Source organism: Acidovorax sp. GW821-FHT10E03 (genome assembly GCF_059415205.1).
The window spans coordinates 192,867-208,773 of record NZ_JBWKMU010000003.1; the positions used below are offsets into that span (position 1 = coordinate 192,867).

At 69.3% G+C, this 15,907-nt stretch carries 15 protein-coding genes; 3 read left to right on the forward strand and 12 right to left on the reverse strand.

The annotated features are described in order from the left end of the window. Window position 1 precedes the first annotated feature (1 nt). The gene (rbbA, locus tag AC07OD_RS06705) at window positions 2-2,773 is read right to left on the reverse strand and encodes a ribosome-associated ATPase/putative transporter RbbA (RefSeq protein WP_218294848.1); all 2,772 of its coding nucleotides are present in this window, start codon (window positions 2,771-2,773) and stop codon (window positions 2-4) included. Next, window positions 2,770-3,837 carry an HlyD family secretion protein gene (locus AC07OD_RS06710; RefSeq protein ID WP_218294847.1) on the reverse strand — a complete coding sequence of 356 codons (1,068 nt, stop codon included), beginning with the start codon at window positions 3,835-3,837 and terminating at the stop codon, window positions 2,770-2,772. Before AC07OD_RS06710 ends, rbbA begins: the two co-directional genes overlap by 4 nt. 157 nt (window positions 3,838-3,994) lie before the next feature. On the opposite strand from AC07OD_RS06710, the gene AC07OD_RS06715 reads away from it, so the two are divergent. After that, the gene (locus AC07OD_RS06715) at window positions 3,995-4,651 is read left to right on the forward strand and encodes a hypothetical protein (protein WP_218294846.1); all 657 of its coding nucleotides are present in this window, start codon (window positions 3,995-3,997) and stop codon (window positions 4,649-4,651) included. Window positions 4,652-4,781: 130 nt separating this feature from the next. On the opposite strand, the gene AC07OD_RS06720 is transcribed toward AC07OD_RS06715, so the two are convergent. The 7 genes from AC07OD_RS06720 to AC07OD_RS06750 all read right to left on the reverse strand — a co-directional run bounded on the left by AC07OD_RS06720 (window position 4,782) and on the right by AC07OD_RS06750 (window position 11,065). Then, window positions 4,782-5,429, reverse strand: coding sequence for a DUF1569 domain-containing protein (locus AC07OD_RS06720; protein ID WP_218294845.1), 648 nt, complete (start codon window positions 5,427-5,429; stop codon window positions 4,782-4,784). A gap of 176 nt (window positions 5,430-5,605) precedes the next feature. Continuing rightward, entirely contained in the window at window positions 5,606-6,874 is a 1,269-nt protein-coding gene (locus AC07OD_RS06725) for a GGDEF domain-containing protein (protein WP_218294844.1), read from the reverse strand. A gap of 159 nt (window positions 6,875-7,033) precedes the next feature. After that, window positions 7,034-8,329, reverse strand: a complete 1,296-nt coding sequence (locus AC07OD_RS06730) for a hypothetical protein (protein ID WP_218294843.1) — start codon at window positions 8,327-8,329, stop codon at window positions 7,034-7,036. A 169-nt stretch (window positions 8,330-8,498) separates the two neighbouring features. After that, complete coding sequence (locus AC07OD_RS06735) at window positions 8,499-9,263, reverse strand: hypothetical protein (protein ID WP_218294842.1); 765 nt, start codon at window positions 9,261-9,263, stop codon at window positions 8,499-8,501. Window positions 9,264-9,413: 150 nt separating this feature from the next. After that, on the reverse strand, window positions 9,414-9,992 hold the full coding sequence (locus AC07OD_RS06740) for a hypothetical protein (protein ID WP_218294841.1): 579 nt from the start codon (window positions 9,990-9,992) through the stop codon (window positions 9,414-9,416). Then, complete coding sequence (locus AC07OD_RS06745) at window positions 9,989-10,288, reverse strand: DnaJ domain-containing protein (protein ID WP_218294840.1); 300 nt, start codon at window positions 10,286-10,288, stop codon at window positions 9,989-9,991. Before AC07OD_RS06745 ends, AC07OD_RS06740 begins: the two co-directional genes overlap by 4 nt. Before the next feature lie 63 nt (window positions 10,289-10,351). After that, complete coding sequence (locus AC07OD_RS06750; RefSeq protein ID WP_218294839.1) at window positions 10,352-11,065, reverse strand: YebC/PmpR family DNA-binding transcriptional regulator; 714 nt, start codon at window positions 11,063-11,065, stop codon at window positions 10,352-10,354. Window positions 11,066-11,304: 239 nt separating this feature from the next. Between AC07OD_RS06750 and AC07OD_RS06755 the strand changes: the two genes are divergently transcribed. Then, on the forward strand, window positions 11,305-12,534 hold the full coding sequence (locus AC07OD_RS06755) for a nucleoside recognition domain-containing protein (protein WP_218341145.1): 1,230 nt from the start codon (window positions 11,305-11,307) through the stop codon (window positions 12,532-12,534). Window positions 12,535-12,722: 188 nt separating this feature from the next. Here AC07OD_RS06755 and AC07OD_RS06760 read toward each other — a convergent pair whose 3' ends face one another. The 3 genes from AC07OD_RS06760 to AC07OD_RS06770 all read right to left on the reverse strand — a co-directional run bounded on the left by AC07OD_RS06760 (window position 12,723) and on the right by AC07OD_RS06770 (window position 14,943). Beyond that, window positions 12,723-13,667: a ZIP family metal transporter gene (locus AC07OD_RS06760; RefSeq protein ID WP_494595774.1), complete on the reverse strand. Its 945-nt coding sequence runs from the start codon at window positions 13,665-13,667 to the stop codon at window positions 12,723-12,725. A 67-nt stretch (window positions 13,668-13,734) separates the two neighbouring features. Then, the gene (locus tag AC07OD_RS06765; RefSeq protein WP_494595776.1) at window positions 13,735-14,358 is read right to left on the reverse strand and encodes a superoxide dismutase; all 624 of its coding nucleotides are present in this window, start codon (window positions 14,356-14,358) and stop codon (window positions 13,735-13,737) included. 93 nt (window positions 14,359-14,451) lie between these two features. Then, window positions 14,452-14,943 (reverse strand): DUF2753 family protein, encoded by a 492-nt coding sequence (locus AC07OD_RS06770; RefSeq protein WP_218341142.1) that lies wholly within the window; start codon window positions 14,941-14,943, stop codon window positions 14,452-14,454. Window positions 14,944-15,190: 247 nt separating this feature from the next. Here AC07OD_RS06770 and AC07OD_RS06775 point away from each other — a divergent pair, with 247 nt between their 5' ends. Continuing rightward, window positions 15,191-15,898 carry a hypothetical protein gene (locus AC07OD_RS06775; protein WP_492805007.1) on the forward strand — a complete coding sequence of 236 codons (708 nt, stop codon included), beginning with the start codon at window positions 15,191-15,193 and terminating at the stop codon, window positions 15,896-15,898. Window positions 15,899-15,907: the final 9 nt, after the last annotated feature.

Genomic DNA, 15,907 nt, shown 5'->3' on the forward strand with positions numbered 1-15,907 from the left:
GTCAGGTCTCCTGCTTCTTCAGCAAGGCAATGGCGGCACCGACGATGACCGGCACCGCCACCAGCATGGGCCAGAACTCGGCCTGCAGGTCCTGCAATCCCAGCGCCTTGTTGAACACGCCCCGGCTGATGGTGAACATGTGGCTGGCCGGGTAGACCTCGCCCACCCAGCGCGCAAACCCCGTCATGGACGACACCGGGTTGATGAGCCCCGCAAACTGCACGGCGGGAATGATGGTGCCCACCATGGCGAAGAACATCGCCGCGATCTGGCTGCGCGTGACGGTGGAGGCCAAGAGGCCCATGCCCGTGGAGCACAGGCTGAACACCACGGCGGCCAGCGTCAATGTGGCAAAACTTCCCGTCATCGGCACGCCAAAAACCGTCACCGCCGCCAGGCACATCAAGCCAAAGTTGAACAGCGCCAGCAGCACATAGGGCAGCTGCTTGCCCAGCATGAATTCGGTGCGCGTGGTGGGCGTCACATACAGGTTGATGATCGAGCCCAGTTCCTTCTCGCGCACCACGGCCAGGGCCGTGAGCATGGCGGGCAGCATGAGCAACAGCAGCGGGATCACGGCAGGCACCATGGACGGCAGGCTGCGCACGTCGGGGTTGTAGCGGTAGCGCGGCTCCACCTCCAGAAGGCCCCGGGGCACCACGCCCGTGCGGCTGCGGCTTTGCTCCACCAGCCATTGCTGGTGCAGGCCCTGGGCGTAGCCGATGACGGTTTCGGCGCGCTGGGGCATGGCCCCGTCCACCCAGGCACCGATCTGCACCGGCTGGCCGCGTGCCACGTCGCGCGCAAAGCCGGGCGGGATCTCCAGCGCCAGCGATATCTCGGCGGAGCGCATGCGCGCGTCCAGCTCGGCGTAGGTGGCAATCGGCGGCTGCTCGGTGAAGTAGCGCGAGCCCGCGAGGTTCAGGGTGTAGGCGCGGCTCAGCGCGGTCTGGTCGCGGTCCAGCACGGCAAAGCGCAGGTTCTCCACGTCCATGCTGATGCCGTAGCCCATCACGAACATCAGGATCAGCGAGCCCAGCAGCGCCATGGCGCCCCGCACGGGGTCGCGGCGCAGCTCCAGAGATTCGCGCCACTGGGTGCTGTGGATGCGGGCCAGGCTCTGGCGCAAACGAGTGGGCCAGGTGGAGGCGTTGGGTGTGGGTACAGCCGATAGCCTGGTGTGGTCCGAAGCCTCCACGGGTACAGGGGCCTGGGCCGTGCCCGCGGCATCTTCCAGGTAGCCGATGAAGGCTTCCTCCAGCGTGGCAGCACCGCGCTTGGCCACGATGTCCTGCGGCGCGGCGCTCTCCAGCACACGCCCCGCGTGCATCAGCGAGATGCGGTCGCAGCGCTCGGCCTCGTTCATGAAGTGGGTGGAGATGAAGATGGTGACCTTGTCGCGCCGCGCCAGCTCCACCATCAGGCGCCAGAAGTTGTCGCGCGCCATGGGGTCCACGCCCGAGGTGGGCTCGTCCAGGATCAGCAGCTCGGGCTGGTGCACCATGGCCACGGCCAGCGACAGGCGCTGGCGCATGCCCAGCGGCAGCTTCATGGGCAGCGAGCCGCGCGCGGCCTGCAGGTCAAAGCGCTCGAGCATGGCCGTCACGCGCGCGGGTACCTCGGCCTCGGGCACGTGGAACAGCCGGGCATGCAGCACCAGGTTCTGCTCCACCGACAGCTCGCTGTACAGCGAAAACGCCTGCGACATGTAACCCACCCGCCTCCGCGTGGCCATGTCCTTGGGGTCCACCGGCTGGCCAAACAGCCAGGCCTGCCCGTCGCTGGCGGGCAGCAGGCCGGTGAGCATCTTCATGGTGGTGGACTTGCCGCAGCCGTTGCTGCCCAGAAAGCCAAAGATCTCGCCCCGCTGGATGCGAAAGCTCACATGGTCCACCGCCACAAAGTCGCCAAAGCGCATGGTGAGGTCGCGCGCCTCGATGGCGACGTTGGCAGCGTCGTCTGCCTGCGACCGGTCCAACGGCGGAATCTGCACCGCCCGGTGGCCCCGGCGCTTGGCCTCGGGCAGCAGGGCCACAAAAGCCTGCTCCAGCGCATCGTGCCCGGTGCGGGCCATCAGCTCGGCAGGCGTACCGGTGGCCAGGATGCGCCCTTCGTCCATGGCCACCAGCCATTCAAAACGCTGCGCCTCTTCCATGTAGGCCGTGGCCACGATCACGCTCATGCCCGGCCGCGCGGCGCGGATGCGGCCGATCAAATCCCAGAACTGCGCGCGCGCCAGCGGGTCCACGCCGGTGGTGGGCTCGTCCAGGATCAGCAGGTCGGGGTCGTGGATGAGCGCGCAGCACAGGGCCAGCTTCTGCTTCATGCCGCCCGAGAGCTTGCCCGCTGGCCGCGCCAGGAATGGATACAGCCCCGTGCTGCGCGTGAGTTCGTCAATGCGGCGGCGCCGCTCGGCCGCGTCGTGCCCGAACAGGCGGCCAAAAAACTGCAGGTTCTCTTCCACCGACAGCGTGGGGTACAGGTTCTTGCCCAAGCCCTGGGGCATGTAGGCGATGCGGGGGCACACCCGGCTGCGGTGGCGGCTTTGGGCCATGTCGCCGCCCAGCACCTCCACGGTGCCCTGCTGCACCGCCCGCGCGCCCGCCACCAGGGCCAGCAGGCTGGACTTGCCCACGCCATCCGGCCCGATCAGGCCCACCATGCGGCCGGCGGCCACCTCCAGGTCGATGCCCTCCAGCGCCACCGTGCGCCCGTAGCGCTGGCCCACGCCGCGCAGGCGGGCCACGGGTGCAGCGCCGGCCGCTGGGTTCACTGGCCAGCCTTGACGGCGAGTTCTGCGGGCCACTCCACCGCAGGGTCCACCCGCAGCCAGGCCACGCCGGGCAGTCCGGTCTTGACCTGTTCCTGGTGGCGCAGCAGCAGCGCCTTGTCGATCTGCGCGCGCACGCGGAACATGAGCTTCTGGCGCTCGCTCGCGGTTTCCACCGTCTTGGGGGTGAACTGCGCGGTGCTGGCCACGAACGACACGGTGGCCGGGATGACGAAGCCCGGCGCGGCATCGAGCACGATGCGCACCTCGCTGCCCAGCGCCACGCGGCCCGCCACGGTCTCAGGCAAAAAGAAGGTCATGTACACGTCGCTCAGGTCCACCAGCTGCAGCACGCGCGCACCCGCACCCACCACCTCGCCGGGCTGCACCACGCGGAACTGGACGCGGCCATCGCGCGGCGCCTTGAGCTCGCTGTCGGCCAGCTCCACATCGATGCGGGCCAGCGTGGCCTGCAGCGCGCGCACATTGGCCTCGGCGCTGGTCACCTGCGTGCGCGACGCACCGATGCCCGCCTGCGCGGCCTTCGCCTGGGCTTTTGCAGCGGTCACAGCGGCTTGCTGGCTGCGCACCTTGGCGCGGTCGTCGTCGAGCAACTGGCTGGAGAAAAAGCCCTCGCGCGCCAGCTGCTCGGAGCGCGGCAGGCGGCGGCGGGCGGTGTCGAGGTCGCTCTCGCGCTGCGCGACCACGGCCAGCGCGGCCTGGTAGTCGCTATCACGCTGGGCCACCTGCACCTGGGCACTGCCGATGGCCAGCTGCGCCTGCTGCAGCCGGGCCACCGCCTCTTCACGCTGGGCCTGCAGGCTGTCGATCTGCATGCGGGCCAGGGGTTGCCCGGCTTTCACGAAATCGCCCTCGGCCACCAGCACATCGAGCACCTTGCCCGCGAGTTTGGTGGCCACGGCGATCTCGGTGGCCTCGATGCGGCCGTTGCCGCTCACGAAGCCGGGGCCTGGCCACTTGGCCTGCCAGGGCGCCCAGCGCAGCAGCAGCCCTCCCCCCAGCAGCACCACGGCCAAAGCCGCAGCGATCTTCCATTGCTTGCTCATGGTCCATCCTTGTGGGCACTTGGGCCCGTCGAGGGATGGTAGCTTTGCACCCCGCGTTACCCCAAGCCGCAGCACGCCCTCCCTTGACCTGCATCAATCGCCACCCGAACATCCGGCCTGCACCTGCCGCGCGTGGCGGCCCCTTGAACCGACACCCATGACTGCCCTCACCACCCCGCCCCTTTCAGACACCCTGGCCTGGCTGCTGGGCCGCCCTGTCAGCCCCGAAGACGGGCTGCCGGAAGATGAACTGGCCGCCGCAAGCCATCGCCTGGGTGGCCCAGTGCCCCCTGCCCTGCACGCTTATTACGCCGCCGTGGGCAGGCGTGCCGATTTGATGGCCGGTTTTCAGCGGTTTGCGCCGCCGCAAGACTGGGAGTGCCTGGGCGACAAGCTGCTGTTTCTGGAAGAGAACCAGGGCGTGTGCTGGTGGGCCACCGATGCCCGGCAGCGGGTGTGGCAGACCACCGACCTGGATTCCCCGGACTGGTTCGAGGAAGCCGTGGGCCTGGAGGCGTTTTTGCACACCGTCTCCTACTACCAGATGGCACAGGGCGGCTATCCGTTCTGCGGCATGCGCACGTGCGGGGCGTTCTCAACGCCCGGCGAGTTGGCGTCGCTGCTGGACGCCCTGCGGGCGCGGCCCGTCGTGGACATGGCGGGGCTGCGCATCTTCACCGTGGGCCCGCAGGCGCTGGTGTGGTACCTGCACTCCGAGGGGGAGCTTGCGGAACCCGGTGTGTTCCTGAGCGTGCTGGACGCCCTGCGCTTTGACGCCCTCTGCGCCCAATGGGATTTTGACGATCTGGGCTGAGAGAGAATGGGCACATTCGGGTGAAATATGCCTCTGGCGCTTTCTGGACAAGCGCCAATAGCTATAACTTCAATAGCATCCAGCCGGCATCCGCATGGCATGGAACTGCACAGGGCCGCGCAGCCCGCGCTCAGCCCCCTGCGTCAAACGCCGACAGATGATTGGCCAGGTGCATGGCGTGCGCCTGCTCGTACTGCGCCTTGTCCAGCGCCCCGTAGGCGAAGTGCGGGTGCAGCGGCCCCGCGTGCACGGAGAAGTCCTGCACGGCTTGGCGCAGCCGGGCCAGGGCCGCCGACGCCCCGGGCGTGGACGCATCCAGCGCGGGCGCGCCCGGGATGGGCTCCGCCAGGTCGTGGCTCATGCGGCCGCGCAGGGCAAACACGTTGAAAGCAGCCGCACCCAGGGTGTTCTGGAACAGCGCCGACCTGGGCGCCGGGAAGCCCCGCAGCGAGAACTCGATGCTCTGTGCGCAGTGCTCCAGCGTCTGCGGCCAGTTCCAGGCCGTGGCGGGCGCCAGCGGCTGGACCGCAGCGCCCGCAAGGCGCTCGACCTCTTGCATGGCGCGCGCCAGGGTGCCAAAGACGAGTTGCCGGTCGTTGCCCGGCCGGTACAGCAGGTAGCCTGCCCCGGCGGCCGCCGCCACACCCAGGGCGGCCAGCCCCGTGCCGGATGCCAGGAACGCCCTGCGCTGCGCTGCGGGCGCCGACGGCGATGCACCGGGCGCGGTGCCCGGGCCCGCGCCGCCGAGCGGGTTGCTGCCGAGGGGATTCAATGCCATGGGGAATGGTGGTGGTCTGGGAATGGACGGGACGAGGCAAGGCCACCATTGTGCGGCGGCGCGCTGCGCGGCGGCACGCCCGAAGGTCGGGCAGCCGACACAGGCAGCGTTTCAGGCCCATCAGGCAAGCGGCAGGGCCCGGCGGCGCGACCGCACGCGCGCCTGGTGGAAGCTGGCTACAGCACCGCCGCGCTGCGCGCGGTGCCTGGCCGCTCCGCGGGGCGCGGCCACTTCAACGGCACGGGATCGTCCGGCAGCGCCACGACCTCCACCCGGTTGCGCCCGCGCGCCTTGGCAAGGTACATCGCCTCGTCCGCTCGCTGCAGCACCGCCTCGGCCGAATCCCCGCTGGTGGACAGCGTGATGCCGATGCTCACGGTCAGGGCCACGCGACGCCGTTCGGCATCCATGGGCTCGGACTCGACCAGCGCCCGCAGGCGTTCGGCCACGCCGGCGGCACCAGGGCCGTCCGCGTTGGGCAGGAAGATGGCGAACTCCTCCCCACCCAGGCGGCCCATCACATCCTCCCGGCGCAGGCAGCGGTGGGCCAGGTCCACGAAGTGGCGCAGCGCGTCGTCCCCGCACTGGTGGCCGCCGGTGTCGTTGATCTTCTTGAAGTGGTCGAGGTCCATCACCAGCACGGGCAGCGCGGCCCGGGTGCGCTGGGCATTGCTCAGGCCCTTGTCCAGCAGCGTGATGAAGGCGCGGCGGTTGAACACGCTGGTGAGCGGGTCGATCTCGGCGAGGTGGCGCAGCTCGCTCGTCACGAATTCATTGGTCAGCATCAGCACGCCAAACGCGATCATCACGAGGGCCACCGTGGCCTCCAGCACCACGAACTGCGACAGCTGCGTCAGCAGGCCGGCATCCGAAGGGGCGGCCAGCCGGAAGATCACGGGGCGCACCAGCACGCACACCCCATGGAAGGCCATGACGCCCGCGAGCAGGTAACGCGCCGGCACACGGCGAAAGCCACCCTGCGCCAGCGTGCGCGCCGTGAGCAGGAAGCACACGCCCGCGAACCAGCCCGCCAGGGCGAACCGCGCGCCGGGATGGGGCTGCGCCACCGTGAAATACACCGACAGCGCCACCAGCGACACGATGGCGGCCGCGGCATACCGGTGGGCGATGGGCGGGCGCCCCATGTAGGCGCGGCTGCCCAGCCAGCACAGGTAGGCCGCCAGCGCATTGGCCCCCTGCGCCAGCACCACGGCCGGCACTTCGGGCATCCGCTCGCGCGCCAGCAGCGTGGCGCAGAACACCGACGCGCCCAGGAATGACAGCGTCCACAGCCGCAGGCCCGGGATGTTCTTGTTGAAATGCCACACGGCATACAGCACTGCGGTAACCAGCGCCGACAGGATGGCCGCGAGAATGACGAGTGTGGGGCTGTGCACGGAGACGGAACGGGGCAGCGGCGTAAGGGAGCCCCGCGGGGCTGGCATGAAGGGATTGCGGCAGGACAAGAAACGCGCTGAATGTTAACCGAGCCGTTGCGAAATGCAGGAACTATCGCGCGGGGCCACGCGGCGGCGCCACGGGCGCGGGCCGCCGGTGCCAGCGCCCATGCCCCAGGCCGCGGCCGGCCACCTCTTCCTTGGTGCTCAGTCGCCCACCACGTTGCACTCCCGGCGCAGCAGTGCCAGGGCGTCGTGCATCTGGTAGTCCATGTCGCTGAGCAGGGTCTTTTCCGCGTCCTGCACGAAGCCGGTCCACAGGGCGATGTAGTCCTGCTGGTGCACGCCGGGCGCATGGGCGCGGATGAAGTCGGCCGCCAGCGCGGGCTGCAGGCCCGATTTGCGGATCTTTCGGACGAGGCTCGCGGCGGTCTTCTCGGTCAGCAGCGTCTTCTTGGGGGCCCCGGCCGCCAGGCACAGGCACAGCGTGAGCAGCGAATGTTCGTCATCGTTGCCCTGCACCGTTCTCGTCCAGGTCTTGCTCGCGGGAAGCGGGGGTTCCTCACCCTCCTCCAGCGCATCCAGGCTGCGGTGGAAGTTGTCCACCTCGGCCAAGGGGTCGTCCAGCAGAAAGTAGCGCGCGCGGAAAGCGCCGGTGGGGCGCAGCAGCGTGCGCACCGGTGTGGCCGCGTCGAGTAGCTTGGGCAGGTCGGCCAGCACGCTGGCGCAATGCGCCTGCACCACCTCGCGCAGTTCGGCAGGCAAGCCGGCAGGCAGGCGCAGCTGCACGGGCGGCGCGAGCTTCTTCTTGCGCTGTGCCATCAGCACTTTTTCGAACGACACGGTGTTGGGCCACTCGCCGAGGTCCATGGCCTTGGGCGCCAGGGCCACCATGAGCAAGCCAGCGCGGATGACGGCTTCCGCGTCGGCGCCCGCGGCTTCCAGCTCGTCGGGGTCCAGGTCGAACTGCCCGGCCAGCCACTGGGCGGCCCGGATGGCCTGCGCAATCTGCGTGCGGCGCGCCAGCTCGGCCCGGTAGTCGGCGTGGCTGCGCAGCGACCACACGGCCAGCAACGGGGTTTCGGCATCGGCATAGCCGGCCATGCCGAAATTGCTGCTCTCGGGCATGGCGATCAGGCGCTTGAGCATGTCCGAGCCCCCCTTGGAGCGCGACAGGAACGAATGGTCGCGCAGCGAGACGGCGGCCTCGTGCAGGTCGCCCCCGGTGGTGTCCAGCAGGTACAGGCTGATGAGGTTGACCATGCGGTCGCGCGCCTTCTCCAGCTCGGGCCGCAAGAATTCGCTGCCGAAGTAGCGCGCGATCTGCACCATGCCCTTGGGCGCATCGGCATTGATGGCCGCGAGCTTGTCGGCACCCAGCACGCCATGCTGGACGCCATGCGCCAGCGCCTTTTCAAAGAACGGGCGGGCGTCGTGGAGCTGCAGCGCGTTGGCGGCTGCAATCTCGTCAGTCGTTGAAGAAGGCGTGTTGGGCACAGTCATATCAGTATCTATCGCGCTTCGCAGTGCTCATGGGCCATGAAACTGGCACGCTCCAGGCCAGAACCGCCGCGCAAGGGCCGCCCCGCCTCGCTGGCGGTGTCCCCCTTCCCGAATGGCGCAGCCATTCGAGAGAAGGGGGAAGGCGCGAAGCGCCACAGGGGGTTGTCATCTAAATCGCGGATTCTTCGTCGGACGTGCGGGCGGCGGGCGTGGCCTTGCCACGGTCGGTTTCGCTGGTTTCGAACTTGCCGTCGTCTTCCTCGGCGGGCGATTCGTCGCCCTCTTCCAGGCCCAGGTCAAAGGCGCGGGCCTTGGCGCGCAGCACCAGCAAGGTTTCGATGAACAGGTCGCGGCACTCGTAGCGCAGCAGCCAGGCCATCTGCATCCAGTCGCGGTCCGCCACCTCGTCCTGGTCGATGCGCGGCTGCACATAGCCCGAGGCGAGGAGTTCGTCGTCGGTCAGCGTGGGGCCGTAGTCTTCCACCGCGTCGAACGTGCCGGTGCGGGCAAAGGCTTCGATGCGGCTCCACTTTTCGGCGAAGTAGTTGGCCAGTGCCTCGGCGCCGCCTTCCAGGTCGCCGATGGCCGTGAGGAACTCGACGGGATCGGCGTCGTCGCGGAAGATGACGGCATTGACCATGTTGCGCAGGTGCGTGTGCGTGAGGTCCTTGTACTGCTTTTCCAGCACCATCGCGCGCGCGAACTGCTCGGGCGTGACCAGCAGGTTGACCACCGAGGCCTTGGAGTCGTCGTACTCGCGCATCACGGCCAGGATGTCCTTGGGCGCGAGCTGGTCCAGCACCACCATCAGCGCGCCGTCCCCGTCGGTATCGGCCAGCTCGGCCAGCGCCGACTCGGCGCCCACGATGTCGCCGGCCGCGATCAGGCTGGTGGTCCTGGTGATCAGGGCGAGGTGGGTGTTGTTGCTGCTCATGCGTATTCCTTGGTGTGTCGCTGCGCCGGGCGCAGACCGCTAAAAACTGGCGCGCCGCCGTCGCCAGCGCCGCCTTGCCTTGGTCCGGCTTTGCCGGTCCGCAGCAGGCGTCCCCCTCGCGGGGATGGCGCGCAGCGCCTCGGGAGGGCCTCAGTCCTTCCTGTCGAACCCCACATCGGCCAGCCAGTTGGAGCTGGCTTCCTCGCGGGTGCGGCTGTTTTGCGGGTCCACGGCGTCGTCGGCGCTCAGGGCGCTGAAATCGTCATCGTGTTCCGCCGCATCCGCAGCGTCTTCGCCCTGGTCGCCGTCGCCCTCGGCCGCGTGCGCCGCGGGGGCCATGCGGGCATGCAGGTGCAGGTACTCGAGCCCGGCCGCCACCGCCATGAACCGGGCGCCCTGCGGCTCGCGCAGCACGGTCTGCGCCAGGCTCTGGGCCCAGGGCTCGAGCGTGACGGCATGGGCCAGGCTGTGCCAGTCGGGCAGTTCGTCCACCGGCAGGCCCAGCAGGTGCTCCACCGCGCCGGGCTTGGTGAAGCGAAAGCCGTGGTGAAAGACCACCGCGACCATCTCGGGGGCCAGCTCCATCATCTGCACCAGAAAGGCGATCTCGTTGCGCTTTTCCGCCAGGCGCTTGCGCAGGACGTCTTTGCCCTCGGAGTCGGAGACCAGGTCATCCAGCTCGGCCTGGTAGGCGGAGCGCAGATCGTAGAAGTAGGGAGATAGTTTCACGAAGCGGAAGAAGGAGAGGAAAGGATGCGCGAGGAGTAGGCCTGCCAGATCTCCTGCGCGGTCTGCAGCGGGTCGTCCAGCAGGTTGCGGCGGCGGTTGTCGTCGTAGGCCTGGCGGGCGGTGTCGTCCGACAGCACTTCGTAGGCCTTCTGCACGGCCTGGAACCGCTGGGCGGCGTCGGGCGCGTCGTTGCGGTCCGGGTGGTAGAACGACGCCTTCTGGCGAAAGGCCTTCTTGATGTCGGCGAGCGACGCGTTGGCCGCCAGCCCGAGGGCTGCGTAGTGGTCTGCGGTCATGGACAAGTCAATTGCGAGGGCGATGCAGGGAGCGGGCCCGGCCGCGAAGCCGGCGCACCGGCATCAGCCGCCCAGGCTCACGAACACGTTCTGGACGTCGTCGTTGGAGTCGATGGCCGCCAGGAAGTTCTCGACCTCTTCGAGCTGCTCGGGCGAGAGGTTGGCGGGATTCACGGGGTTCTTGGGCTTGTAGCCCAGCTTGACCGACAGCACATTGAAGCCATGGGCGGGCAGCGCGCGGCTCACCAGGTCCAGGTCGGTGGGGTCGGTCCAGAAGGTGGTGGTGCCTTCCTCGTCGCCGGCCTCGAAATCCTGCGCGCCCGCCTCGATGGCAGCCAGTTCGGGGTCGGCATCGGGCGTGGCGGGCTCGGCTTCGATCATGCCCACATGGTTGAAGTCCCAGGCCACCGATCCCGAAGTGCCCAGCTGGCCCTTGCGGAACAGCACGCGCATCTCGGGCGCGGTGCGGTTCACGTTGTCGGTCAGGCATTCGACCATCACCGCCACCTGGTGGGGTGCGAAGCCTTCATAGATCACGCGCTCGTAGTTGACCGCGTCGGCGCCCGTGCCCGAGCCTTTCTTGATGGCGCGCTCCAGCGTGTCCTTGGGCATCGAGGCCTTGCGGGCCTGCTCGACCACCAGGCGCAGGCGCGCATTGCTGGCCGGATCGGCGCCGCCGCGCGCGGCCACGGTGATTTCCTTGACCAGCTTGCCAAACAGCTTGCCCTTGGCATCCGCCACCTGTGCCTTGCCTTTTGCTTTCCACTGCGCGCCCATGTTGGATCTCTTTTCGTTGGTGTTGCGGCGCGCCAGGCGCCTGAGGATGTGTGGTGCGGCCCCCGCAGGCGCGGGAAAAGCGCTTCCCAAAGCCCCCGCACGGCGGTAAACCGAACCCTATAGGGTACCACTGACCCATCCGTTGCCTGCCAGCCACGGTATCGGCGGGTGTTGCGCGGCAAGCCGGGTAACCTTGGCGGCATGCAGGCTGATCCCCCCACTCTTCCCGGTACCCCCTGATGCTCAACACCCTGTGGCTGGGCTTTTTCCTGACCGCCGCGGTGGCGGCGCTGGCGCAGTGGCTCGTGGCGGGCAACGCGCAGATCTTCGCCGCCATGGTCGAGGCGCTGTTCGCCATGGCCAGGCTCTCGGTCGAGGTGATGGTGCTGCTGTTCGGCACGCTCACGCTCTGGCTGGGCTTCCTGCGCATCGCCGAGAAGGCGGGCATCGTGGACGCCCTCGCGCGCTGGCTGGCGCCGCTGTTCCGCCGCCTCATGCCCGGCGTGCCCAGCGGCCACCCGGCCCTGGGCCTCATGACGCTGAACTTCGCGGCCAACGCGCTGGGGCTGGACAACGCGGCCACCCCCATGGGCCTGAAGGCCATGAAAGCCCTGCAGGAGCTGAACCCCGAGCCAGAGACCGCCACGAACGCGCAGATCCTGTTCCTGGTGCTCAATGCCTCCTCGCTCACGCTGCTGCCGGTGACGATCTTCATGTACCGCATGCAGCAGGGCGCGCCCGACCCGACACTCGTTTTCCTGCCCATCCTGCTGGCCACGTCCGCATCCACCCTCGTGGGCCTGCTCAGCGTGGCGGTGGTGCAGCGCCTGCCCTTGTGGAGCCCCGTGGTGCTGGCCTACCTGCTGCCCGTGGCGCTGGTGCTCGGCGGTTTCATGGCACTCCTGACCACGCTGAGCGCGGCGGCGCTGTCGCAGCTGTCTTCCCTGCTCGGCAACCTCACGCTGTTCATGCTGGTGGTGCTGTTCGTGGCCCTGGGCGCCTGGCGCAAGGTCGCCGTGTACGAGGCTTTCATCGAGGGTGCGCGCGAAGGCTTCGATGTGGCCAAGGGCCTGCTGCCGTACCTGGTGGCCATGCTGTGCGCCGTGGGGGTGTTCCGGGCATCCGGGGCGCTGGGCTATGTGCTCGACGGCATCCGCTGGTGCGTGCAGGTGCTGGGCGCGGACACCCGGTTCGTCGATGCGCTGCCCACCGCGCTGGTCAAGCCATTCTCCGGCAGCGCCGCGCGTGCCATGCTCATCGAGACCATGCAGGCCCAGGGCGTGGACAGCTTTGCCGCGCTGGCAGCGGCCACCATCCAGGGCAGCACCGAGACCACCTTCTACGTGCTGGCGGTGTACTTCGGCGCGGTGGGCATCCAGCGCACCCGCCACACCGTCAGCTGCGCGCTGCTGGCCGAGCTGGCGGGCGTGGTGGCGGCCATCGTGGTGTGCTACCGGTTCTTTGGGTAGGGAAAAAGGTCCCCCGGCATGTCTTGCCCCTCCCCCCGGCAAGCCGGCTTCGCGGTGGCACGGGTGCGGACCGCGCCGGGCGGAGGCAGCGGGGGCGGTGCCAGTCCTGCATTCCCTGCACTACGGATCAAATCGGCACCTCCCCCTTGACAGGAAAGCGCTGAAAGCTATTAATTCGATAGCAAAATTCACCCCAGCGCCGTATCCAGCAGCATCATGATCACGAAGCCCAGCATCAGGCCGCCGGTGGCCCAGGCCTCGTGGCCCTTGCGGTGCGACTCGGGGATGATTTCGTGGCTGATCACGAACAGCATGGCCCCGGCCGCGAAACCCAGCCCCCAGGGCAGCAGGCTTGCGGAGTAGCTGACCACGGCGGCTCCCAGCACGGCGCCCACGGGCTCCACCAGCCCGGAGGCCATCCCGAGCCCCACGGCCAGCAAGCGCCGGTAGCCTGCGGCGAGCAGCGCCACGGCCACCACCAGGCCCTCGGGCACGTCCTGGATCGCGATGCCGGTGGCCAGGGCGCTGGCGCGCAGGGCATCGCCGCCCGCGTAGGCCACCCCGATCGCCAGCCCCTCGGGCAGGTTGTGCAGCCCGATGGCGAAGACGAACAGCCACGTGCGCCGCAGCGTGCGCGAGGCCTGCCCGCCCTCCACGCCCTTGATGAAGTGCTCGTGCGGCAGCAGCCGCTCCATCATCAGCAGCACCAGCGCGCCCAGCAGGATGGCCGCCCCCACCGTGCCCCCGGCCGCCCAGGCACCGGCGCCGCCCGCGCGTGCCGCCTGGATGCCGGGGATGATGAGCGAGAACGAGCAGGCGGCGAGCATCACGCCCGCGCCGAAGCCGAACAGCGTGTCCTGCGTGCGCTCGGAAAGGCGCTGCGAGAGCAGCACCGGCGCGGTGCCCAGCGCCGTGGCCAGCGCTGCCGCCAGGCCGCCCCAGAGCGCACCCAGCACCACCGGCTGGCCGGCGATCCAGGCCCATGCCTGCGCCGAGCCCGCCACGATGCCAAGCAGCACGATGCCCAGCCCGAGCCACTGCCGCCCACGCAGGGTGGCGACGCGGCGGGCCGCCGAGGCGGAACGCGCCAGCGGTTCGAGAACCGTATGGGTGGAAGCGGGCGGGGTCTGCATGGCGGCTCCTGGGGTTGTCGGGGGGCGGTTTTCAGAATGCGGGTGGTGGAGCGGGCGCGATGGCCCGTCAGGCCCGGGCAAGCGCATGGCGGCGGGCCACCTCGGCCCAGTCGATGACGTTGTAGAACGCGGCGATGTATTCGGGACGCCGGTTCTGGTACTGCAGGTAATAGGCGTGTTCCCACACATCAAGCCCCAGCACGGGCGTGTGGCCCGACATCGGGCCCGCCATGAGCGGGCTGTCCTGGTTGCCCGTGCTTTCCACCACCAGCTGGCCCGCCTTGGTCACGCAAAGCCAGGCCCAGCCGCTGCCAAAGCGCGTGAGCGCGGCCTTGGTGAAGGCCTCCTTGAAGGCGCCGAACCCGCCCAGATCCGTATCGATGGCCCGCGCCAGCTCTCCCTGGGGCTGGCCGCCGCCCCGGGGCGACATCACGCTCCAGAAGAGGCTGTGGTTGGCATGGCCGCCGCCGTTGTTGCGGACCGGGCCCTGCAGGTTCTCGGGCAGCAGCACCAGCCGCGCCACCAGCTCATCGATGGGCAGTTGGGCGTGCGGCGTGCCTTCCAGCGCGGCGTTCAGGTTGTTGATGTAGGTCTGGTGGTGCCGGGTGTGGTGGATCTCCATCGTGCGGGCATCGATGTGGGGCTCGAGCGCGTCATAGGCATAGGGCAAGGCGGGCAAGGTATGGGGCATGGTGTCCTTGGATCGGAAACGGAGTGGATAGAAAGGCCGGAGCGCGTCGTCCTTCGGGCCATGGCACCCCACGGCCAGGAAGCGGCACGCCCTTCAGTGCGGCCCCGGGCCGTGGGCCAAATGGGCCGAGGCCAGGGCCTGCGTGACGGACGGGTGCGCGCCATGGGCCTGCACATGGCGCAGCAAGGCGGCATGGGTTTCGCGGCTGTGGCGCCACGCGGCCTGCTGCAGGCCCGCGCCGTGGCGTGCATCGGCCATCAGGCCCAGCAGCACGGCATGGGCGCGGCACAGGATCTGGGTGGCGTCGTCCACGGCGCCCGCCTGCACCTGCAGGTCGGCCACATTGAGGTGCGAGACCACGACCGCCGCCACGCAGTCGTCCTCGCGCCCCGGTGGCGGCGTGTGCTCCAGCAGCCGCAGCGACAACGCGAGGGCCTGGTGCTGATAGGCGGTCGCCATGCGCCATTGGCCCGTCTGCTGCGCTGCCCGTGCGCGCTGCACGGCATGCTGCCACCGCGCCAGCGTGGCGGGCGCGTGGTGCACGGCTGCGCTCTGGTGGGAGTTGGTGTGTACGCCGGTGTCCATGGCAATGCTCCTTGAAGAAGGACAAGCCTTTTGCGGTGGACGGGTGTGGCGTACTCAGGCACTTAAATGATACTGATTCTCATTCATATTGTCGAGATGGGACGCCATCCCGGAAACGCCGGGTCAAAGGCCGGCGGGATAGCCAGTCAATCCGCCGCCCGCACTCCGCCTACGCTCAACCCGTCGCCGCCGTGGTGCCGTCAGAGACCCCGCCCGGACCCCCTCCATCGTTCCACCACTGTTTGCCATGCATTTTTCGCCCCTGCTGCTTCGACCCCGGTCCCTTTTGCGCGCCTGCCGCTGGCGCGTGGCCCTGGCAGCCGCCGCTGCCGCGCTGGCAGCCACCCCCCTGGCGGCTGGCGCCGCCACGCTGCATGACAACCTGGGGATGGGGGGACTGGGTTGGTTCAACGGGTTGAATTTCACCCAGTTCACCGCCGTGCGCATCCCCGTCGGAGGTGCCGGCTTCTCCGTGGCCGAGGTCACGCTGCTGCTCAGCAACGGCGGCGGCGTCAGCGCGATCGGCACGGTGAACCTGCAGGTCTGCGACGATGGCCCTGGCGGCACGGCGCCCGGGCCATCGTGCGCGGCGTTCACACCCGTCGGTCCGATCTCGTCGTCACTGGAACCCGTACAGTTCACGGGCAGCTACGCCGCGCCGGCCGGGCAGCACCTCTGGGTGGTGGCCAAGGCCGCCGTGGCCGGGGACACCTTCCGCTGGGGCACGGCGGCGGACGCCGGTGACACGTTTTACACCGTCGACGCTGGCGCCAGCTGGGTGGCGGATACGAACAGCGTGCTGCTGCGCATCACCGACAGCGGCGCGGTACCCGCCGGGCCCGCCGCCATCCCCACGCTGTCCCTCCCGGCGCTGCTGGCCCTGTCGCTGGGCGTGGCGGCAGCGGGCGCCGGGTGGAGCCGGCGCCGCGCGGCGCGGGAACCAGCGGTGCGATGAGCGGCGGCC